This is a genomic window from Bacillus sp. FSL P2-0099, from assembly GCF_038007445.1.
Classification (GTDB): Bacteria; Bacillota; Bacilli; order Bacillales; family Bacillaceae_G; genus Bacillus_A; species Bacillus_A mycoides.
The window spans coordinates 3,420,169-3,442,184 of the sequence record NZ_JBBOXE010000001.1; the positions used below are offsets into that span (position 1 = coordinate 3,420,169).

Consider the following 22,016-nt stretch of genomic DNA (forward strand, 5'->3'; position numbering starts at 1 on the left):
AATAACACTTGACTTCACATGTGATTCATGTCAAAAAAGGATAGATAATAGCGAAATTCCTGCTACATCTATCCTCTATTTCAACACTATGATTTTAACTTTATAAACGTAATTTCCGGCAATGTTTGCATATGCTGAATAAATGCATTCTTTTCTTCTGACGATATATTTTTCAATTGCATTCCTACCTTATAAACTATTTCTGTATCTTGCTGTAAGGCTTCAACTTCATATGAAAGTATTGGAATACCTTTCACTCGTAGCGTCTCTACTATTTGTTGTACCGCTTCGTGTTTATTTATACACATTTGCACCGTTATATTTTGCGGAAATAAAAATTGCACCTTAAAAATACGACTTACCATCTCTAAACCAATCAAAACGAGAATCATCGCTCCAATCCCTACAACATACATACCTGCTCCAATTGCTAGCCCTATTCCTGCTGTAGCCCATAAACCAGCCGCTGTCGTTAATCCTTTCACTGCCTGCTTTTGAATAATGATTGTACCTGCACCTAAAAATCCAACTCCACTAACAACTTGCGCTGCAATCCGGCTCGGATCAAGAGCCATATGTTCTTCAAACACAATATCCGAAAAAGCATATTTCGAAACGACCATTATTAAAGCACTCCCTACGGCTACTAGGAAATGTGTTTTTAATCCAGCTTCTTTTGAGCGAATTTCCCTTTCAATTCCAATTATTGCTCCTAATAAACCGGCAACACCGATTCGTATAATAAAATCAATATGTAAGCTCACGGGCACTTCCCCCTTTCATTCATTATAGATAGATAAAATAAAAATTATCACAAACATCCGTTTATCGATATAAAAGCATTTCATTAAAATATACTTAATATCTCAACTTATTTATGTTAATATTTTAAATATTAACATAAATAAAACAACCTACTTCTCATACAAAAAAACTTTAAAGTTCAACGTCTAACTTATTTTCAGTTAAAAATGGCATATGAGTTGGATGAAATGAGGTTGAGAAAATAAGGAAACGCTTTCATTTTATATCATAATTTTTGTGAAATAAAACATAAATAAAAGGAGCTTACTAACAATGAACGTCTCTTTACTTGCACCTACTACCGATTTACAAGAAGAATATTTAGATTTTTATAACGAATGGAAAGATAGCGGTGAAACGATGATTCCATGGGTTATTTCAAAAAATCCTTCTAATTTCACGGCAATGATTCGAGAATTACACGACGCACATAACGGAATAAATATTCCTGAAACTTGGGTACCAGATTCTACTTATTGGCTTGTTACAAATGAAAATAAAATTGTAGGAGCTGTTAATATTCGTCATAGTTTGACGGAGCATTTATTTAATGCTGGAGGCCATATCGGTTATGGTATTCGCCCTTCTGAAAGAAGAAAAGGTTATGCTACAAAGTTACTAGAGTTATCATTAGAAAAAACGAAAGAATTAAACATCACGAAAGCACTTGTCGTTTGCGACGAAGTGAATACTGCTTCAGAGAAAACGATTTTACATAACGGAGGTCTCCGTGATGATGATTTCACTGAAGAAGATGGGAATGTTGTGAGAAGGTATTGGATTGAGCTCTAAATAATCAAAAACAAGCCAGAAAGTGATTAAACACTTTCTGGCTCCTTTTATCCCGCGTTAACGGGCAGTACAACTCCCACCTCAAAATTCAGCTGGAACAAAGAAGTTAGGTGGGAGATTAACTGCCCATAAACGCCCGATTGGTGAAGGCTAATAATCAGTGGGGATGAACAAAGCCCCCACTGATTAAAGTTTCACTTTATACTGCTTCTATTTCAAACTGCACTGTAATACCACTTGGATCTACTACAGTAAATCCATTTGTAGTTTCATTTATTTCATGTTGTTTTTCTATTAATCTTTCTTTCACTTCATCTAACGCTTCTTTATGCGGTAGTACTATCGTATACACTTTTAGTCCAGTTGCATGTGCTGGTGGATACGGATTATTTACTCCATTCCACGTATTTGCACCGATATGGTGATGATACCCTCCTGCCGAAATAAATAAGCAATCATCTTCACGCTGCTGCACTTCAAAGCCTACTGTTTCTACATAAAACTCATGTGACTTTTCTACATCAGCTATTCGTAAATGGACGTGTCCAACCACCGTTTCGGCTGGTAAGCCATCAAACTCATAATCAACGAGCACTGCCAGTTCTTTTAAATCAAGTGGCGTACTTCCTCCTGGCCCTTCTCCCCACTGACCTCGAGGGCGATCTGCATAAATCTCGATACCATTCCCCTCTAAATCTTGTAAATAAAACGCCTCACTATACGTATGATCACTTGCACTATTAAATCTTGAAATTGGCAAAATTTCATTTGAATATGTATAACGCCCTTCTTGCTCAGCCGGACTATCAATTACCTTTTTATTGCGAATAACACCAAATAGTGCCGAAGCAAAAGCTTCACGAGTCGGAACTAAAAAGGCTACGTGATATATACCCGTCGTACGCGGTTCTTGTAGCGCTGCATCTTCCAACTGCTCAAGAACAAGTAACGTATTCTTACCACCTTTTCCTGTTAAATATGCTTTATTCCCCTCTTGCTTACTTACCTCTAACCCTACTACATTCTCATAAAAAGCAATTTGACGCTCTAGATCTTTTACTTTAAATGCAACATGACCAATACGTGTTTTCGGATGAATTTGTACCATGAATAACGTCCTCTCCAGTTCCCTTTAGTTTTTTTATGTAAGTTGATAGGCAATAGGCCCATTCAACGAATACACCTTAATTTTATTTTTTGTAGCATCAACTTTTAGCCATTTTTTCGATATGTCACTTAATGTTCCATCTTGCTCTAATTCTTTTAACGCCTTGTTTATATCTTCTAACTTTTCACTCTTTTTTGCAAATGGAAATGCAATCTCTCCCCATTCAAGTGGGCCAAATCCAACTTTGACATTATCTAGTTTCGCCTTTGTTATTGTTGTTTCCACTTGAACTTTATCATTATAATAAGCATCGACGCGTCCAAACCCTACTTCGTTCAATTCCGCCGTTGGATCCTCTGAGTACGTTTTAATCGTAAAAGCATTATTTTTATTTAAAGCTTTTAACTCTTGCTCTCCTGCTGTACCAAGTCCAACACCTACAGTCTTTCCTTTTAGATCCTCTAGCGATTTAATTGTATTATTATTTTTCTTCACCGCAAAAACAGAACCTGAATACACATACGGTATCGAAAAGTCATATTTCTTTTTTCTTTCCGGAGAAACGGATAATTCATTTGCAATCGTATCAATACGGCCTGAATCTAATAAACCGAATAATCCTTCAAAATCAGAAACATTCCATTCTACTTTATATCCAGCTTTTTTAGCAGCCGCTTCAATAATTTCAGCATCAAAACCTTTTACTTTCTCACCCTCTTTAAATATAAATGGGCTACGACCTGCAGAAGTCCCAACTTTCACTACTTTTTCATCTGTCTTTTTACTTGCTGCATTAGAACCACATGCAGACAAAGCTCCAACAGATAGTATTAATGCTAATGTTAGTAATAATGACGATTTTCTCATAACTCTTCCTCCTAAATAACGAAATGATTTCCTTCTTCAGATGCATTTAATTGCCGTAAAAACTTTTTCGTACGTTCATTTTGTGGGTTTCGAAAAATCTCTTCTGGCGTTCCCTGCTCTACGATAATTCCATCAGCCATAAAAATAACGCGATCAGCCACCTCTTTTGCAAAATTCATTTCATGTGTAACAATAACCATCGTTATATGTTGTCTTGCCAAGTCTTTAATAACTTGTAATACCTCATTAACTAATTCTGGATCAAGTGCTGAAGTCGGTTCATCAAACAATAATACAGCTGGATTTAAAGCCATTGCCCTAGCAATCCCTACCCTTTGCTGTTGTCCACCTGATAACATCGTCGGATAAAAATCTTCTTTATCAGCTAAGCCTACTTGCTTTAATATTTCTCTCGCTATTCCATTTGCCTCTTCTTCACTTTTTTTCTGTACAACCGTTAATGCTGTTGTAATATTTTGCAATGCTGTTTTATTTTTAAATAAATTATAGTTTTGAAAAACCATAGCTGTTTTTTGACGTAATTTTATGATTTCTTTTTGATAAAGTTTCTTCGTATGAATCTCTAAATCTTCAATTCTAATACTGCCATCATCCGGTTGTTCTAATAAATTTAAACATCGTAGTAATGTCGATTTCCCTGAACCAGAAGGTCCAATAATTACTACCACTTCCCCTTTTTTTACAGTAAGTGAGATTCCTCTCAGCACTTCATTATGTTTGTAAGATTTATACAATTTTTTCAACTCGATCACATATATCACCTCATTTCTCTTATAAATACGGTGCATCAAGTTTCTTCTCCAACCTTTTCTGTCCCCAGCTGATTACGATTGTAATAATCCAATACACAATCGCTACCGCTAAATAGCTTTCCATGTAACGATACGATTGTGCCGCCAGCATTTTCGCTTGTGCCAATATTTCAGCCACTCCAAGTGCAAAAGATAACGAAGATTCTTTTAACAATCCAACAAAATTATTTCCAAGTGACGGCACTGCTACACGAATAGCCTGCGGAAAGATAATTTGTCGCATCGCTTGTGCTTTTGTCATTCCAACTGATAAACAAGCATCCATTTGCCCTGATTCCACAGCATTTAATGAACCTCGAATGATTTCTGACAAATAAGCAGCATTATTTAAACTGAGGCCAATTAAAGTTGCTTGCATAGCTGTAAGTACTGTAAAAGCCGGAGATATTTGTGGCAATCCGAAATATAACACAAACAATTGAACTAATAACGGTGTCCCTCTAAAGAAAGAGATATACACCCTTGCAATTGGATATAAAAATTTCGTTTTGTTTTTTGTAATGATCGCCAAGCCAATCCCTATAAAGAAAGAAATAATCATTGAAACTACAGTAATCCCTAAAGTTATGTATACATACTTAAATAATTGCGGAAAACTTTCTAAAAAATACGCTACATCAAATTTCACGCTATCCCCCCTCTCTAAACAAAAAACTCTTCTTACACATATAAGAAGAGTTGAATGTTAATCCATTTCCCTTCATCTTCCAAACGCCTTTTACGTTTGCTGGAATTAGCACAGTGCTTTTTTAGCCTGTTGCTGAGATTTCACCGGGCCAGTCCCTCCATCTCTCTTGATAAGAAAACTAATAAATTTTTCCATTTATTTAGTTGTTATTATGAAGAATACAGTTAAAATTAAACAATGTCAATAGGAAAACTAAGAATTAAACTCAACCCTTTTTCGAACATACTAGTAATACATGAATTTACTATTCTTAATAAACTGTACACAAAAGCCATCTCCTCTGAAATTCAGAAGAGATGGCTTCAATTATAGAAACTATAAATATTTTACTTTCTTATCCTTTAACTACATATTTATTTCATCTTATGTACTTCAGCAACTAACTTTCCGCCCTGAATGCCCATATAAAGCTTAACAGGAGCATCATTCGTGTTTTCAAATACTAAATCTAAATATGGATACGCAATTGTTGCATCTCTTCCCTGAGGGACATAACCTACTGTTTTAGAATGTGTAGTTCTCTCTACCATTTTCAAACCAGCTTGATCTGCTGCATTGTATAGCGTTGATGATGTTTGACAAACGCCACCACCATAACCATCTACTAATTTACCATCTACAATTTCTTTACCTAATTGATACCCTTTATCTGGCGTTGTATCACCGATTAATGCATTGAAAGAGAAACTGTCTCCTTTTGCTAATACAACTCCATTTATGCTCGCTGCCGACAAACGAATATTCTCAATACGGCCACCTGCTGATCCACCTAAATTCGTTTCATATCTACCAATTACCGTGCCACTTCCTTGCGCATCACTTAATGTTGCGGTAGGCTTTTTCTCAACGATAGGTAACTGATATGAAGAATCCCACATACCAACGTTTAATAATTTATCTACTAATTCTTTTTCCATTAATTCAAAAGAAGGCTTTCCTTCTTGCCATGATCCATCAGATGCTATACGTGAAGGGACCATCTTTTTGTCAACACTTTTCCCGACTTCACCTGCAACCTTCGTTACGGATTTTTTGAATTTCGCCTCATCTTCAAAATAACCTAAACTCGATAAGTCTATTTTTTTCACTTCAGTACCAGTACGCCCATCCACTAAGCTAATTGAATCCTGTACATCAGCCTTAGCCTCTACAACATTCCCACCAAAATCACTTACTAATGCCACATCACTTACTTTTGTACCACAACCACTTACTACAGCTACGCATAGCACCCCTACTAATATACCCTTTATTTTTCGGAACAATATACTCTCTCCTTTTCCCCAACATTATTTCTTATGTATTATTTCATTTTTATGTATCTTTTGTTACAATCATTTTACAATATATTTAGAAAATGTTACAAGTTGTTTTTTACTCTATTAAAATTACTCTTTTCTTTTGTAAATGTCTATACATATTTATATAAATTTTCGAGTTTGATAAAATTGTAACTTTTATGCAACCTATCTCCATCCAGTATATACCATTCAACAGATGAAATACAAATGTAACACCCTTTCATTTCACCTCTCTATTCACCTGCATGCTTCAGAAACCGCAATACCGCTTTCTCATATGTGATCATTATTAACAACTTAAACCGAGCTTTTATCGGTAAAAACAATCATTCACTTCAGGTATATAGGTATTTGCCGTGCCACTACTCCGCTTTTGCACATACATTATGATGAATTTAACCTATTATAAAGAAATGGAGGATGTTTTTATGTATCCCTACAATCCTTATGATCCATATAACCAATATGGTTACCAACCTCAGTATGATTTACAGGCACAATACCAACAATATATAGATCAAACAGAACAAGTTAATCCATATGATCAAAATCGACAATTTCAACTTCCAATCTCTTTCCCTGGTACTGGAAACCGTCAATTAGAAAGACGAGTAAATGAGCTTGAGCAAAGAGTACGTCAACTAGAAAACACAGTTGAGCGTCATACGCGTAGATTAAACCGCTTAAATCAGCGTTTACGTACAGTAGAAAATAGGCTAAATATTCCATTTTCAGCATTAGAAGACGGATTTTAATTTCGAAAATAACAAATATATAAGGAAGGGGCTCCCCCTTCCTTATATAAATTGACGAAAGTTTTTTCCATCTCTATACTGATAAGAGTTAATGAAATGAAACAAGGTGATAAATATGGATTTTGAAATAAATTTTCTTTCCTTTTATGTAGTACAAGTAGAAGGAAAAGGTGAAGCAGTTGATAAGCGCTATAAACATTTTCAAACATTAGACGCTGAAGAGTATGAAGATAGCTCTTTAAAAGAATTTTTGAATGGTGAATTATTAAAAATTTCAAAGCGAAAAGTAGAACGTCACGCAAAAACAGAACAAGCCCCAACGAAGATCGGTCGCTTTATTGTAGAAGAAGGGCATGAACTCGATTCAAACCCTCATTACAACTTATTTAATCGTATTCGCTTTGCAGAAACAAAAGAAAACTTCAAAGATATGAGCGAACCTCTCGTTTATACATACCTTGACACAAGCGCTGTACGTGGTGGTGTGTTTTTAATCGCTCAAGCAAAACTACGCAAATACTTTGATGATCCATTCGTATTCGTAATGAAATGTGACTTCGAACCAAAGGTTGCTTCCATTTCTGATGAATCAACACTTATTCGTAACGTTGAAATGGCCATCACAACAAAGAATATGAAATCTATCCAGTACCCATACATGCCTGAAGAAGGTATGGTGGAGCCTGGCGAACTAAAAATACACCAAGCATCACACGCCCGCTACTTTGAAGACTTCTTAAAATTCGTCGAATACGAACGCTCTATGCCTGAAATTATGAAAACACAAGTAATGGACATGGTATACGACCAAATTGAAGATGTATTTGAAGAAGGTACTGAAGAACGTGAACAGTTCGACCAAGCGATGGAAGTATGGGCTGCCAGTCCGAAACGCGAAATTATGGAACAATTTTCAACAGAAGAAGTAATGGAAGCTACCGCTCAAATCGTCGAGCACGCCCCTGAAGTGGAATTAAAGCTAAAAGCAGATCATATCTCTGTGAAGGCTTTGCTTGCTGATTTCGGAGACCTAATACATATTGCAAAGGTAAACGACCGATATGTATTAATGATTGAGGCTGATACACTTACGTTTGAGAAAGGCTTCTCTCCAATTGAGTTTTTGAAGCCGGATGAATTACAAGACGTAATTGAGCGGATTGAGAATAAACAGCAGTATTCTTATGATCCGAATGGGATCGAATAAATGCTTCCATATACCTATTTTTACTGAGCTCTATTAACAAGCGCTCTTTTATTTGGGACATAGTTGACATTTATACTAAAAACCGATTCTACTAAGAATCGGTTTTTCTTCTTTATAACAAATATGCTTATTTTCAAAAAATATTTTTGGTCCAAGATGACATTTCTTGTAGAATCAAGCAGATTCCTTCCTTGTTGTACAAGCGTATTTCCATGAGAGACATCTACTTCAATATTCCTAGTTGACCAAGTCCTTCTATAAGTTTTTGGTGTTTTTCCTTTTAGTCATTATGTATGTTGTTAAAATGAAAATTTCACTTTACTACCTCAAATTTATTGTACTCGTAAAAAGATAATTGAAAACGATATTCCGGATGCTCTCTCACCCAATCGTAGGCTTCTTCTAAAATATCCATTTTATTTTGCACGTCATTAAGTTCACTGCATTCGTTCCTTTTCTGTTTACATAGAGGACAGAACCCACCCACTATCTCGGCATTCATCGCACGAATCGTTTTACTTTCTAAGTCAACTACTAGACGAAGAATAAGAGAATGCTCCGCTTTTGTAGTCACCGTCATTTCAGCGATCCCATCCTCATTCCAAAAGACCCCGTTTAATTCCATCTTTACGGTGACGTCTTTGATATCCAAGTCTATCACTATCACACCTCCCTTGTATAAAACTCTTATCTTATTCTTCGATTTTAATCTTTAATACACCACGAGCTAAAGATATATTAAGCTTTTTCCAATTCTTCTTCTTTGCTATGAAAGGAAGTGTAATTAGTGCAAATAGTGTGGTAAATATTATCAAAAAAACTAAAACGGTTAAAATGTTAAAGATTACTTCCATTAAACTACACTCTTTTCTATGTATATCCGTACTAAAAACAACAAAATATTCCATTAACAATACAGGACAAGCCGTGAATTCTCCAACTAAACTTCAGCAACTTAATCCTGAAGTCTAGTTGTACATATGAATAAAATAAATTTTATTACTAACTTTCTTCTACTACTTTCTCCATCTCAGCCAAATACCTAAGCTGCCGCTCCGCTTTTCTCACCGCAGTAGGAAAGTGTTTTTTCAGAAGTTCTACTGCTGATTCACTTATATAATATCTTTCCGTTATACTTTCCCACGTGTCACTACTTTCAAATGCATTCCATACAAAAGGACGCTCTGTATTTTTTCTCAGTTCTTTAAACACCCATTTCCGCATCCTTTTTTTCGCTTTTTCTGTTAGTTTTCCGTTCTTTACAAGTTCAAGCTCACCATGTCTCTTGTATCGCTTGTTAATATCTCTCTCGCCATATACTTTCAGAAAGATATTTGCTGTATTCTCAGCATCTGCTAAAGCCCGGTGCTGCTTCCCTTCCCACGTTAAGCCGAGCTGATCCACTGCTAATTGTAAACTTGGTGTATGCTCAAATAATTCTTCATACGCCTGAAAAACAAATTTTTGCACATCAAATCTACTCTCTTTTTCCATACATGGGCATTCTACACCGTATAATGTACAATCTTGAGATAGAAAACGGTAATCTTCTTTTCCCCATGAAACAAATATTGAATCTTCTCCGATGAACTGAATAAATTTCTCTATAATTTGAGGGAAATTCCCTACCCCTATTAAATCTTTCTTTGTAATTCCAGTTAATTTTGTTGTATGACGAGTTAATGGGGCACTTGGTTTTACTAACTCTGAAAATTCTCCAATAACCTTCATTGTACTCACATCTATTTTTACAGCTCCAATATCAACTATTTCTGACGGATCTTCTGATTTATACGGCCTAAAATTCCTTTCAATATCAAACACAATGAAGTGTGTAGCGTTTTTCAATTTATTTACCTCTTTCTAAATTCCTTTTCACACACATACTTTATTTTCAGTATTTATTTATTAATGCACTTTATGCATGAAAAACTTCGCATAAAAATCAAAAATTCAGTCTTATTATTACATGTACATAGGAGGATATTCAATAAAAACGCAAAAAAAAAGAAGGGCAAGCCCTTCTTTTTTTCATAATTACTTCTTGTTTACGTTTGTAGCTTGAGGTCCACGGTTACCTTGTTCTACTTCGAAAGTAACTTCTTGACCTTCTTCTAAAGATTTGAAGCCGTCGCCTTGGATAGCTGAGAAATGAACGAATACGTCTTCTCCGCCTTCAACCTCGATGAAACCGAAACCTTTTTCTGCGTTAAACCATTTTACTTTACCGTTTTGCATTTAAAAAATCCTCCTACAATGTACCTATATGTACATATTCATTTTCAACCACTTTACAATAATACATCATATATTAAAAAACTGCAACCCCAGAGGAGATTTAACATTGCTATCCTCCTCGGAAGTTACAGCTCATTTAAATCTCTATATTATTAAAAGTAAAATGGTTTAAAGTAACTATATCATACCAATATAATAAAAGTAAAGTTTTTTTTAAGTTATACAGCTTTTTTTTTCCACTGCATCGTTTTTAATTCACCTGATCCAGCTACAACATAGCCTTCTTTTTCATTAACAATGCGCCAACCATGCCCTTTAACCGAATCACATACTGTAACAATTCCTTCTTCAAGAAGCACACGGCAAACAGTGCTAATTCCCGCCTTATTTTGCGTTGACGTTGTATATAACACATGTTGATCCACACTTAAATCTAAATAACTACTCGCTTTTTGTTCACTTTGACATGTATGCCAACCTATTTTATCACTTTCGATACTCTCATTTATTCTGCAAAAAGAAATATTTCCGCTAATCCCCTTGCACGATCCACTTGCCGCTACTAAATAGGAATTATGTATAGTCAACGCAGAAATCATCTGATTCATCGCTATTTTAATCCTTTTTAATTTACGTGTCTCTAAATCAAAAAGCCAAACACCACCATATTTAGTATGTATTTTCGTACCGATAAATAAGTAATGTTTATATAAAAATAATGATCGAATAGATGGTGCCTCACTACCGTAATTAAGAAATGGCTGAATAGTCTCCCATGTGGAACCAAAATTATTAGAATGATACAGTGTTTTATCTCCATGAGCAATTACTGTTCCATTCTCATTACTACATACATTCCAGCTCGTTGCTTTCGTTGGAAAGCGCTGGATCGTCCACGTTTCTCCACCATTCATACTACGAATAAAAACTCCTTCGTCTCCTACTCCGTAAACTACGTTACCTTCACTATGTAAATCTCGAATTCGTTTTTGGAAACCAGTTAAAGCCTGTTTCCATTCTCCATCTTTTTCAATGAATAAACCATTATATGTAGTAGCTAACAAAAGCTTTCCATCTCTTAACTTTGTAATAGCAGTTGCACTTAACATTGTTTCCACGTTGACACTCCCGTTCCTAGAACTTCTCGGCAAAAGCAATTGCAAAATCACTGCATTTTTCAACGTCTTCTTTATCTTCTGGAGCTAATTCAATTTTCAATCCTTCTTGTACAAGTTCTGCCCCACATTTTACAAGACGTTCTTCAAATATCGTTACCGCTTCACAAAACAGCTCATACGCCGTATCACCTGATCCAAAAACAGCCACTTTTTTACCCGTTAAATCTATATTTTCTAACTCATCATGGAAATCTTCCGCTTCAAATGGTAATTCACCATCACCCCACGTATAAGATCCTAAAATGATTCCATCATAAGCTAATAATTCTTCAGCATCCATACCTTCCATCTCTTGTAATACTACTTCATGATCAAAGGCATCTAAACTTACTTTAATTAAATCAGCAATACTCTCTGTATTCCCTGACATACTTGCATACGCTATTAAAATTTTCGCCACTTTGGCATCCCCCTCTTACAATAAATGATTCTCATTCTCATTATATTGATAATGAGAATCAATTTCAATTATATTTTTTGCTATTTTATTTTATTCCATAAAAAAAAGAACAGATGACTATACAATCATCTGTTCTTTTTTATTACTTTTTAAAAATACCAAAGGGTTTTCCAACTGGTAATACAACTTTTCCGAAGTGTGTATTTAACACAGCTGCTGCTGAACCATAGAAAGATAATAATGAAATACATAGTTCAGAATACGCTGCTAAATTATGCATTGCGTGCGGCATAACACCTAAAGTACTTAATGAAAGACCGATAAATAAGAAATCAATAAGGACGAAAATCATAAATAATACTTTATGTGTTTCCATTGCACCAATTGTCATAAAGATCGTGAAAATCAAGTATCCGATAAAGGCTACACCGAGCTGTTTTGAATCTGCAGTTTGGGCTAATTTTTCGCCAAATACTCCAAGTTGAATTAACCAAGTCATTCCAACACCTAACCAAAATAGGCCGTACGCACCAAATGCTGTTGTACCGAACGTATTGTTGTGCTTTGCATCGTGAATGCATGCAAAGATTTGTGCAAATCCTCCTAAAAAGATTGCCCATGGTAATACAAGTGAAACGCCATCTGTTAAGCCTAACTTTTGAGACGATGCTACAAGTGTTACCATCGCTAATCCAAATAGACCGATTCCAGATGGATCTGCTGTTGTCATTTTCACATGATGTGTAGTAGTTTGATTGCTCATATAAACCTCCTGATTATAAACATACTCGAATACAATACTTAAATCAGAAGGCTATGTCAATGGTTTTTTTTGTATGTTGTCAGACCTTATATTCCATAATAATCAAATACACATTTGGCCACATCATAAGGTTTTACATTTAAATTTGGCAACTCATTTACCGGCATCCATAAAGGAATATAACTCCCTCTATCTTTCAGCTCGAACTCCTCGCCTTTACCACTTCCGAAAACTCCACCTATAATATGGGCATTATAATAATACTCCGTACCTTTATACTCCACCTTTGCAATCAGATGCTCCACTTGTATATGTACCCCTAATTCTTCATAAACCTCTCGCTTCGTTGCTTCTTCAGGCGTTTCTCCTTCTTCAATTCCCCCGCCTGGAAAAACAAAATACATCTCACCTTCTCGAACACGTTTTATAAGAGCGATTTTACCACCTTGTATAATTATAGCTGCACCGCGATTTCTTCTCACTTTATTACCTCAACACCAATCGCAACTGTTCCCCATTCTTTTTCTTGTTCTTTCGTATATATTCCGTATGTACTTTCTAACATTTCTTTTATACTAAGTTCTTCACAATCAAATAATTTTTTATCAATTTGTTCGTACATCGCTTTAAAGCTTTCGTATCGTTTTATCTCCGTTACTTTTACAGCCATCGTTTCTGCTGTCGTAAGGTTCGTAAATACAATTTCATCGTCTTGTTTTATAAGTTGACGTTTTTTATCGTATAAGCGTACTTCATATACTTTTTTTCCTAATTGAATCGACTGAAAAGGTTTATTATATAATCCCATTTCGTATCTCATACATTTCACTCCCTTTTATTCATCTTGCCTACTAACATTTTTGCACATTACCATTTCATACAACATAGTTCGCCTTACTTCACCTTACATATAATGTTCCATATCCATTACTTTCTTTAGAGAGGATGCTAAAATTGGTATGTTATATTTAAATCAAAAACCTGAATATAATAAATATGATATCGGTGATTATACTTACAGTAAAGTAGGCCCTATTATTTTTTCTTGGAATGATGAAACAAAATTAAAAATAGGTAAGTTTTGTTCATTAGGAGAAGAAGTCGTTTTCGTACTTGGCGGTGAACATCGTGCTGATTGGATAACAACTTATCCATTTAATGTCCTCTTCGAAGAAGGAGCACACATTACTGGTCATCCTTCTTCAAAAGGTGATATCGTAGTCGGCAATGATGTATGGATTGGTTATCAATCCTGCATTTTATCTGGTGTTATAATTGGTAACGGGGCCATTATCGGGGCCAAGAGTGTTGTTACAAAAGACGTACCTCCATATGCAATCGTCGCTGGTAATCCTGCCAAACTAGTTCGATATCGTTTCTCGCAAGAAATCATTGAAAAACTAGAAAACCTTGCATGGTGGGACTGGGCCATTTCCGTTATAAAAGGAGCTATTCCATTTCTACTCTCCAACAAAGTCAACGAATTTTTCACTTCTCCCGAAGAAGAAGCTACTTGATCTAAACAAAAAGAGCATCCTATTCTTTCAGGATGCTCTTTTTGTGTTTATTTTTTATTTATTCGCAACTGATTACACGGAGAACAGTGAAATGGAATTTTGTCTAAACAATTAAAGTTTGTTTCACAAATTTGTTCTATCGTTGGAACAAATGGAATGACAACTATGTTACTATCTATTATTTGTGTAACAGGTGGCAATACTGTGCCTACTTGATGTTCGAAGCGAATACTCGCTTGATTAATATAATTTCCTGAACCACTTGGTGCACTCTGAACTGTTACTTGGAACGAAACTGTCCGTGCTTCACCTGGATTTAAACTTCCTATAAGAAACCCTGATACTGGGCTTACATTTGGCACTGGCGTATTATCAACAGTTACACTTCCAGGAACAAATCGAAAACTACTATCTAACATATCTTGAAAACAAATATTTTGTATCGCTGTATCCCCCGTATTCGTAATAACTGTCGTAAACGTAATAACATCTCCAATTGTTGCTGATTGAAGATCTGCCGTTTTTACGACTGTTGTTGAAACATTTTGAGGAATAAACGGGATAACAACTGTATTACTATCGCCTTCAACTACTACTGGCGGCTCATTAGGATTTACAGTTGCAAGCCCATTCGCTGTAGCTGTATTTGTTACTAAGTTATTTATTTGCCCTCCTGTTATTACAACTTGGAAATTAATAATTGCTGCATCATTCGGCTGAAAATCACCTAAAAGGATACCGGTATTCGGATTGGCAAATGGAAAAGGTACATCATTTACCGTTACCGTGCCATTTATAAATAACGTATTTGGGTCAATGATGTCTGTTAAAATAATATTCGTCACAGGAACTGTACTATCATTTATAACAGCAATTCCGTAAGTGACAACATCTCCTACCATTGCTACTTCAAAGTTTGCTCCTTTTGCAACAAATAAGATTGCAGTATTTACCGTTACAATAACTGTATTACTCGTGTCCATCACTGTAACTGGCGGTTCCCCTGGTACTAAAATATATTCTGCCGATGCCCCAGCAACGTTCACTACTGTACCACCATCTGGAAAACTTGTAATTGTAGCTTCATATGTTACAATCGCCGTCTCACCGACTGGAATGTCTAAAATCGTAAATCCAACCTGCGGATTTACTCCTGGACGTGCTACTCCATTTACCGTTACACTATTTGGTACAAAAGCCGCTTCCGGAGATAACACATCAATAAATTGAACATTCATTGCATCAGCCGTACCAGTATTTAATATGCGAACACGGTACGTTACCGTTTCTCCTACTCCAACAATTGGATGATCTACTTCTTTCAGCATATCTAAACTGCCTCTATTTACTGGTGTGACTGTCGTATTACTTGAATTCGTAATTGTAAACGGTGGTTCTCCTGGAATCAATTCAAAATCTCCAGTTACTCTCACTGTATTCATAATGCTACTAGAAGGCGGAATTACGATTACATTTACTTCAAATGTGATTAGTATGCTATCTCCTACTGCAAGATCCGGTAATGAAAAGCCTACAAAAGGATCTAAACCTACTTGTGGAATCCCATTTATCTGTACACTCCCTGGAACGAATTCTAAACTAGGTGATGGAACGTCAATAAATTGCACATTTGTCGCTGTTACCGTTCCTGTATTTGTAACTTGCACACTATACGTTAACGTATCTCCTAATCGTGTCGCCTGTTTGTTGACAGTTTTTATAACATTGAATCGCCCTCTATTTACCCTTGTTATTGTCGTATTACTCGGCTCTGTTACTACAACTGGTGGTTCTCCTGGTACTAAAGTAAAACTTCCTGTTATATTTGCAACATTCGTTATCGTTCCTGAAGATGGAATATTTGTCACTATCGCTTGGAACGTCACTATAGTCGTATTGCCAACAAGTATATCGCCAATTCCAAACCCAGTAATCGGATTCAAACCAGGTTGCGGAGTTCCATTTACCGTTACACTATTTGGTACAAATGACGCTCCTGCTGAAATCGTATCAATAAACTGAACATCGTTAGCTGTTACTGTTCCTGTATTCGTTATTTGCACTGTATACGTTAATACATCTCCAACTAAGGTAGCAGCTCTATTGACTTGTTTAATAACATTAAAGCGTCCTCTATTTACAGTTGTGAGCGTTGTGTTACTTGGCTGATTTACTATAACTGGTGGTTCTCCTGGTACTAATATAAAGCTTCCAGTAACATTTGCCGTATTGGCAATTGTTCCGTTTGATGGAACACTAACAACGGTTACTTGGAATGTGACTTCTACACTTCCCCCTGAATTTATATCTGGAAGTGGGAATCCATTATTAGGATTGAACCCAGGTTGTATCACACCACCTATCGTTACACTATTCGGCACGAATGCTATAGAGGAAGGTAATACATCACTATATTGAATATTCGTCGCTGTCACTGTCCCTGTATTTTGAACTACTGTCGTATATGTGATTGTATCGCCTACTGCAACAATTGGCTCACTTACTGATTTTAAAACATTCAAACCAGGTTCATTTATTTCGGTTAATGTCGTGTTACTTGTCGTTGTTTCAGTAATAGGCGGCTCTGTTTCACTTACAGCAAATGTAGCCGTAACATCTACAAAGTTAACAACTGTTCCACCTTCTGGTATGCTCGTTACCATCTCTTGATATGTGACAAGTACAAAATCATCTACAGGTATATCTGGAACTGTAAAACCGATAAAAGGATCTAATCCTGGTGCTGGTACCCCGTTTATGCTCACACTTCCTGGTACAAATGCTACACCCGCGGAAGTAGTATCTATAAATTGAACATTCGTCGCTGCCACTGTTCCAAAATTAAAAATCAATACATCATACGTTAAAATTTCTCCTACAGTCGCTACTTCTTTATCTACTAGTTTTAACGGAAAAATAAACGCTATATTAATTGTCGTAACGACTAAATTTGTTAATATCGTTTCCGTAATCGGTGGTTCCTGCGGATTTGGTTGTGAAGTAAATGTAACGTCTGCATCATTTAATATGACTTCATTATCTGGAATTTCTGTAATCGTCACTCGGAACGTTACCTCAATACTTCCACCATTAATTAATAATGGAGTAACTGTAAATCCTATTTCTGGATTTAAACCAAGTTGCTGCACCCCACCTATCGTTACACTATCTTCTACAAATGTCGTTCCTTCTGGTATGACATCTTGGAAGAACACATCTGTAACAGGTATAATTCCTACGTTTGAAATTAGCACGGTATACGTTAATACATCCCCAACCGCTCCAGTTGCAACGTCAACTGTTTTGGTTGCTGTTACTTCACCAGGAGGAGGTAACGGTATCGTAACTACTGTCGTATTACTTGAATTTGTCGTTGTTACAGGGGGCTGTAAAGGATTTAATAAAAAAGTGGCCGTAGCAGCTGCCGTGTTTAGTACGGCTCCACGCGTGGATGGAGCAACTACTGTTACTTGGAACGCTACAGTCAATGATGTGCCAGCAGCTATATTAGGAAGCGTAAAACCTATATTTGGATCAAATCCAGGTTGAGGAGTTCCATTTATCGTTACACTATTTGCTACAAATGTTGTTTCTAGAGCAATTGGATCAATGAAAGAGACATTCGTTGCTGTTACCGTTCCATTATTTCTAATGACAACAGAATACGTGTAAATTTCTCCAAGTGCCGCTTGTTGTACAGATGAAGATTTTTGTATATTTAACTGTGCTGTGTTTACTTGCGTCACGACGAAATTGCTATTCGTAACAGTCGTTATTGGAGGATTAGCTGGATTTATAAGAAAACTTGCAGTAACGTTTGATTGGTTTCTAATATTTCCACCACTCGGGACACTCGTCACTATAACTTGAAACGTAACTGTAACGGTTTGCCCAACTGGAATATTCGGAACTGGAAAACCTACCACAGGGTCTGCACCTTGCTGAACAACTCCATTTATCGTGACACTATTCGCTACAAACGCAGTTCCAACAGGAATCGGATCTTGAAAAATAATATTTGTTGCAGGAACAGTTCCTGTATTTTGAATAAGAATCGTATACGTTAACGTATCTCCTACACCTGCTTGCGGTGTGTTTACACTCTTTATTACATTAATTGATCCTACATTCAATCGCGTCACAACAATATTACTAATCGTTACAATTGTAATTGGTGGCTGGAGAGGACTTACTTGGAAATCCGCAGTTACATTCGCATTATTCGGAAGAACTCTATTTGGTGGTACACTCGTGATCGTCACTTGAAAAGTAACTGTTACCATCCCTCCTACTGGAATATTAGCAAGTGGAAATCCAGTTGTTGGGTTTAAACCGGGTTGAGATATCCCGTTTATTGTTACACTATTCGCAACAAACGTTGTTCCAGATGGAATTGGATCAAGGAATGACACATTTGTCGCTGCTACCGTTCCACTATTTTGTATACGAACTGTATACGTTAACGTATCTCCTACTCCTGCTTCAGTAGCGCTTACGCTCTTCATTACATTTAACCCTGAAGAATTCACCACTGTCATAACAGTATTACTTGGTACTGTTACAGTAATCGGTGGCTCTGTTGGATTTACAAGGAAATCTCCAGTTACATTCGCATTATTTACGACATTATTTCCTTGGGGAATTTCATCAATTAATACTTCAAACGTAACAATTACACTCGCGCCAGTAGGCAAATTATTTAATGGGAATCCAAGTTCTGGATCTGCCCCTTCTTGTAAAACACCATTAACAAATACACTGTTTTCAATAAATAATGTCCCTTGTGGAATTGAATCTTGGAAAAATACATTTGTAGCTGGTACACTACCCGCATTTATGACTTCGATTGTATATACTAAAACATCCCCTACCGTTGCAACATCCGTATTGACTGATTTCACAACTTCAAAATTCCCTGATTGTACAGTTGTATTCACAATGTTACTAGGAACATTGATTGTTACTGGCGGTTCGCTCGGATTCACTTGAAAACTTGCTGTTACATTTGCTTGATTTAAAATATCTTCATTTTCTGGATCCTGTACAATTAATACGTCAAATGTGACTACAACGGTTTGAGCCGCAGGAATATTTGGAAGAGAAAATCCTGTATTCGGATTCAATCCACTTTGCGGTACTCCATTAATCGTTACAGTATTTGCAACAAATGAAACAGCGGAAGAAATAGTGTCTTGGAAAAACACATTTGTTAACGGAACGTTTCCTGTATTTTGGACGGCAATCGTGTATGTTAAAGTGTCCCCTACTGCCGCTTGCGTTGTATTCACTTCCTTTATTACATTTAAACCACCTGTATTAACTTGTGTTACAACTGTATTCGTTTGTCTATTAATCGTTACTGGCGGCTGATTCGGAATAACGACGAAATTAGCCGATACATTTCCACGATTCGCAATCGTCCCTCCTGATGGCGTAGATGTGACTTGTACTTGAAAAGTCACTGTCCTACTTCCACCTGGAGATATATTCGCTACTGTAAACCCAGTCGCAGGATTTGCTCCAGGCTGTGAAACCCCATCTACAGTCACACTATTTGGAATAAAAGTCGTTCCAGTTGGGATCGGATCTTGAAAAATAACATTTGTCGCAAGTACATTTCCTGTATTTTCAATTGTAACGGTGTACGTAAGAACGTCATTAACTGTCGCAAAAGCTCTATCCACTGTTTTTCTCGTTCTTATATCAGCTATATTAATAGTAGTAAATACAGTATTACTTGTCGCTTGACCTGAAATTGGTTGTTGGCCAGGCACTGGAGTAAAGTTAAATGTTACACTTGCACGGTTCGGAATTGGATTTACAAGAGGATTAGATGTTACTCGAACTTGAAAGCGCACTACAGTCGTTTGTGAAGCATTAATACTTCCAAGATTAATACTACTTGATGGATTCGCTCCTGGACGTGCTACTCCATTTACCGTAACACTATTTGCGACAAATGTTGTTCCTGCAGGGATACTATCAACAAAAATAACATTGTTTGCAGCAACATTCCCATTATTCGTGACATTAACTGTGTACGTTAATACGTCATTAAGCGTTGCCGTCTGTAGGTCTACAGATTTTTGCATACTTATAGTTGCTTGATTCACTGTCGTTTGTACTGTATTTGAAGAAGACGTACTTGTAATAGGGGGACTACCGACAAAAGGACGGAATTGATATGACACCATTGCACGATTTGGAATAGGGTTTGGGTTCGGGAACGATGTTATTCGAACTTGAAATGTAACAATTCTTTGCGTGTTATTTGGGATTGTACCTAAATTAATTCCATTCGCTGGATTCGCACTCGGTTGTGTTACTCCACCTACCGTTACACTACCTGCTACAAATGTCGTTCCGTTCGGAATACTATCTTGTAATACAACGTTTTCTGCACTTCCTGTTCCTGTGTTCGGGACCGTAATCGTATAGGTGAGAGTATCCCCTACCCCTGCAACTGTTCTATTAACCGATTTAACAGGATTAATGATTGGACCTGTCGCATCAATTTGAACACCAAAACCAGCTGCAGCGTATCCATCTCCATTTGTGACAAAGCGAACAGTTGCTGACGTCTGATTGTTTACTAAAGAAGATGAGGCGTCTACATTCGTAATATCCCACCCTTGTCTTCGGACCGCTAAAGCGATTCCTAACGGCTGATTCAAATCTCCAAATGTGCCGCTCGTATCTAGATTGCCACTATCATTACAAATTTGTGATTGAAAGAAATTATTCGCGGGGTTTCTCGGTCCGAATAATGCGACTGTAGCATTTGCATTCGGTCCAAAGCGAAGCTGATCTCCAACAATGTTAGAATCACCTTCTTGAGCAGTTACGAGCACTCTTCCTGTAACAGCTCCTGTTGCTGGAGTAGCAAATCCTGAAATAGTAGCATCAACTGGCGGGGATGAAGCATCGATAATTTCTTGACCTGCATATACTGACAAATTCCGAAGTGGTAAACTTGCATTTTGATAAACTACCTCAAGCGTCCAGCCAGCTGAACGACTGATTGTTGGATCAGCTGAAGTTCTTGCAGCTGGCACGGCACCTGTTGTATATGTGCCTGCCCCACCTGCACTTACAAGATTCGTTACATTAGCAGAGCGAGCATAATAAAACTGGTTTCCTACCGAACCTTGCTGCGCAGTTGCAGGATCTGGTGCAACAGAAAATGTTCCTGCTGGTGTTGTAAATGAAATATTATCATTTAAAAATGCTGTAACATCCTCTGTATCGGTTCGGTATGTGCCGGCCCATACTAGTTCTGCGTATAAAACACTACTCCCTGCTGGAAGGTTCAAAATTGCACTTGAAGAATTTAATGGCCAGTCATTCGTTGTTCCTGCCGGGAATCCAGGCACTTGAAGCGATGTATTTATCGTTGTAAACACATCAATCGTGCCGAAGTTATTGTTTGGTGCAGGTGATGTAGGACTTAGTCCCAACGTGTTCCCAGTGAACGTGACAGCACCAGTTACTGTTGTTGTAAAACGATTCATAAAAGGCACACAATCATCTCATTTCATTTATAGTAAAAAGTGCTCTATACTATA

The 22,016-nt window shown here is 36.8% G+C and carries 19 protein-coding genes and 1 riboswitch; of the genes, 4 read left to right on the forward strand and 15 right to left on the reverse strand.

Annotated features, from left to right (window positions below; translation table 11 throughout):
- Nucleotides 1-86: 86 nt before the first annotated feature.
- Nucleotides 87-764 (reverse strand): MgtC/SapB family protein, encoded by a 678-nt coding sequence (locus MKY90_RS17640; protein WP_063219687.1) that lies wholly within the window; start codon nucleotides 762-764, stop codon nucleotides 87-89.
- A gap of 313 nt (nucleotides 765-1,077) precedes the next feature.
- Here MKY90_RS17640 and MKY90_RS17645 point away from each other — a divergent pair, with 313 nt between their 5' ends.
- Nucleotides 1,078-1,596 (forward strand): GNAT family N-acetyltransferase, encoded by a 519-nt coding sequence (locus MKY90_RS17645; protein WP_098168386.1) that lies wholly within the window; start codon nucleotides 1,078-1,080, stop codon nucleotides 1,594-1,596.
- Nucleotides 1,597-1,795: 199 nt separating this feature from the next.
- On the opposite strand, the gene MKY90_RS17650 is transcribed toward MKY90_RS17645, so the two are convergent.
- From MKY90_RS17650 to MKY90_RS17670, 5 genes are all read right to left on the reverse strand, one after another.
- Nucleotides 1,796-2,704 carry a VOC family protein gene (locus MKY90_RS17650; RefSeq protein ID WP_078185278.1) on the reverse strand — a complete coding sequence of 303 codons (909 nt, stop codon included), beginning with the start codon at nucleotides 2,702-2,704 and terminating at the stop codon, nucleotides 1,796-1,798.
- Between the two features lie 33 nt (nucleotides 2,705-2,737).
- The gene (locus MKY90_RS17655) at nucleotides 2,738-3,571 is read right to left on the reverse strand and encodes an amino acid ABC transporter substrate-binding protein (protein ID WP_341092130.1); all 834 of its coding nucleotides are present in this window, start codon (nucleotides 3,569-3,571) and stop codon (nucleotides 2,738-2,740) included.
- Between the two features lie 11 nt (nucleotides 3,572-3,582).
- Nucleotides 3,583-4,344 (reverse strand): amino acid ABC transporter ATP-binding protein, encoded by a 762-nt coding sequence (locus tag MKY90_RS17660; RefSeq protein ID WP_165689470.1) that lies wholly within the window; start codon nucleotides 4,342-4,344, stop codon nucleotides 3,583-3,585.
- 19 nt (nucleotides 4,345-4,363) lie between these two features.
- The gene (locus MKY90_RS17665) at nucleotides 4,364-5,032 is read right to left on the reverse strand and encodes an amino acid ABC transporter permease (protein WP_002066492.1); all 669 of its coding nucleotides are present in this window, start codon (nucleotides 5,030-5,032) and stop codon (nucleotides 4,364-4,366) included.
- 69 nt (nucleotides 5,033-5,101) lie between these two features.
- Nucleotides 5,102-5,208: riboswitch (SAM riboswitch) on the reverse strand.
- 237 nt (nucleotides 5,209-5,445) lie between these two features.
- Nucleotides 5,446-6,357, reverse strand: coding sequence for a VanW family protein (locus tag MKY90_RS17670; RefSeq protein WP_002128453.1), 912 nt, complete (start codon nucleotides 6,355-6,357; stop codon nucleotides 5,446-5,448).
- A 464-nt stretch (nucleotides 6,358-6,821) separates the two neighbouring features.
- Here MKY90_RS17670 and MKY90_RS17675 point away from each other — a divergent pair, with 464 nt between their 5' ends.
- Nucleotides 6,822-7,148: a hypothetical protein gene (locus tag MKY90_RS17675; RefSeq protein ID WP_002087720.1), complete on the forward strand. Its 327-nt coding sequence runs from the start codon at nucleotides 6,822-6,824 to the stop codon at nucleotides 7,146-7,148.
- Between the two features lie 115 nt (nucleotides 7,149-7,263).
- The gene (locus MKY90_RS17680) at nucleotides 7,264-8,355 is read left to right on the forward strand and encodes a DUF3900 domain-containing protein (protein WP_002014380.1); all 1,092 of its coding nucleotides are present in this window, start codon (nucleotides 7,264-7,266) and stop codon (nucleotides 8,353-8,355) included.
- A gap of 313 nt (nucleotides 8,356-8,668) precedes the next feature.
- On the opposite strand, the gene MKY90_RS17685 is transcribed toward MKY90_RS17680, so the two are convergent.
- The 8 genes from MKY90_RS17685 to MKY90_RS17720 all read right to left on the reverse strand — a co-directional run bounded on the left by MKY90_RS17685 (nucleotide 8,669) and on the right by MKY90_RS17720 (nucleotide 13,754).
- Nucleotides 8,669-9,016, reverse strand: coding sequence for a hypothetical protein (locus MKY90_RS17685; protein ID WP_141506975.1), 348 nt, complete (start codon nucleotides 9,014-9,016; stop codon nucleotides 8,669-8,671).
- 341 nt (nucleotides 9,017-9,357) lie between these two features.
- Nucleotides 9,358-10,203, reverse strand: a complete 846-nt coding sequence (locus MKY90_RS17690; RefSeq protein ID WP_063219682.1) for an exonuclease — start codon at nucleotides 10,201-10,203, stop codon at nucleotides 9,358-9,360.
- A 189-nt stretch (nucleotides 10,204-10,392) separates the two neighbouring features.
- Nucleotides 10,393-10,593 (reverse strand): cold shock-like protein CspB, encoded by a 201-nt coding sequence (gene cspB / locus MKY90_RS17695; protein ID WP_001179147.1) that lies wholly within the window; start codon nucleotides 10,591-10,593, stop codon nucleotides 10,393-10,395.
- 218 nt (nucleotides 10,594-10,811) lie between these two features.
- Nucleotides 10,812-11,711: a WD40/YVTN/BNR-like repeat-containing protein gene (locus MKY90_RS17700; RefSeq protein WP_002087724.1), complete on the reverse strand. Its 900-nt coding sequence runs from the start codon at nucleotides 11,709-11,711 to the stop codon at nucleotides 10,812-10,814.
- A gap of 16 nt (nucleotides 11,712-11,727) precedes the next feature.
- Nucleotides 11,728-12,171: a flavodoxin gene (locus MKY90_RS17705; protein WP_001062757.1), complete on the reverse strand. Its 444-nt coding sequence runs from the start codon at nucleotides 12,169-12,171 to the stop codon at nucleotides 11,728-11,730.
- 142 nt (nucleotides 12,172-12,313) lie between these two features.
- The gene (locus MKY90_RS17710; RefSeq protein WP_000070943.1) at nucleotides 12,314-12,934 is read right to left on the reverse strand and encodes an acetate uptake transporter; all 621 of its coding nucleotides are present in this window, start codon (nucleotides 12,932-12,934) and stop codon (nucleotides 12,314-12,316) included.
- A gap of 86 nt (nucleotides 12,935-13,020) precedes the next feature.
- A complete protein-coding gene (locus MKY90_RS17715) occupies nucleotides 13,021-13,416 on the reverse strand; it encodes an NUDIX hydrolase (protein ID WP_002128457.1) in 396 nt (131 codons plus the stop codon).
- Nucleotides 13,413-13,754, reverse strand: coding sequence for an ASCH domain-containing protein (locus tag MKY90_RS17720; RefSeq protein ID WP_002128458.1), 342 nt, complete (start codon nucleotides 13,752-13,754; stop codon nucleotides 13,413-13,415). Before MKY90_RS17720 ends, MKY90_RS17715 begins: the two co-directional genes overlap by 4 nt.
- Nucleotides 13,755-13,893: 139 nt before the next feature.
- On the opposite strand from MKY90_RS17720, the gene MKY90_RS17725 reads away from it, so the two are divergent.
- On the forward strand, nucleotides 13,894-14,451 hold the full coding sequence (locus MKY90_RS17725) for a CatB-related O-acetyltransferase (RefSeq protein WP_341092136.1): 558 nt from the start codon (nucleotides 13,894-13,896) through the stop codon (nucleotides 14,449-14,451).
- Nucleotides 14,452-14,498: 47 nt separating this feature from the next.
- Here the strand turns inward: MKY90_RS17725 and MKY90_RS17730 are convergent, their stop codons facing one another.
- Complete coding sequence (locus MKY90_RS17730) at nucleotides 14,499-21,971, reverse strand: DUF7507 domain-containing protein (RefSeq protein ID WP_341092139.1); 7,473 nt, start codon at nucleotides 21,969-21,971, stop codon at nucleotides 14,499-14,501.
- Between the last annotated feature and the right edge of the window lie 45 nt (nucleotides 21,972-22,016).

Coding starts and splice junctions, on each gene's coding strand:
- MKY90_RS17725 (WP_341092136.1), top strand. CDS start 13,894: ATGTTATATTTAAATCAAAAACCTGAATATAATAAATATGATATCGGT.
- MKY90_RS17675 (WP_002087720.1), top strand. CDS start 6,822: ATGTATCCCTACAATCCTTATGATCCATATAACCAATATGGTTACCAA.
- MKY90_RS17645 (WP_098168386.1), top strand. CDS start 1,078: ATGAACGTCTCTTTACTTGCACCTACTACCGATTTACAAGAAGAATAT.
- cspB (WP_001179147.1), bottom strand. CDS start 10,593: ATGCAAAACGGTAAAGTAAAATGGTTTAACGCAGAAAAAGGTTTCGGT.
- MKY90_RS17650 (WP_078185278.1), bottom strand. CDS start 2,704: ATGGTACAAATTCATCCGAAAACACGTATTGGTCATGTTGCATTTAAA.
- MKY90_RS17710 (WP_000070943.1), bottom strand. CDS start 12,934: ATGAGCAATCAAACTACTACACATCATGTGAAAATGACAACAGCAGAT.
- MKY90_RS17680 (WP_002014380.1), top strand. CDS start 7,264: ATGGATTTTGAAATAAATTTTCTTTCCTTTTATGTAGTACAAGTAGAA.
- MKY90_RS17720 (WP_002128458.1), bottom strand. CDS start 13,754: ATGAGATACGAAATGGGATTATATAATAAACCTTTTCAGTCGATTCAA.
- MKY90_RS17655 (WP_341092130.1), bottom strand. CDS start 3,571: ATGAGAAAATCGTCATTATTACTAACATTAGCATTAATACTATCTGTT.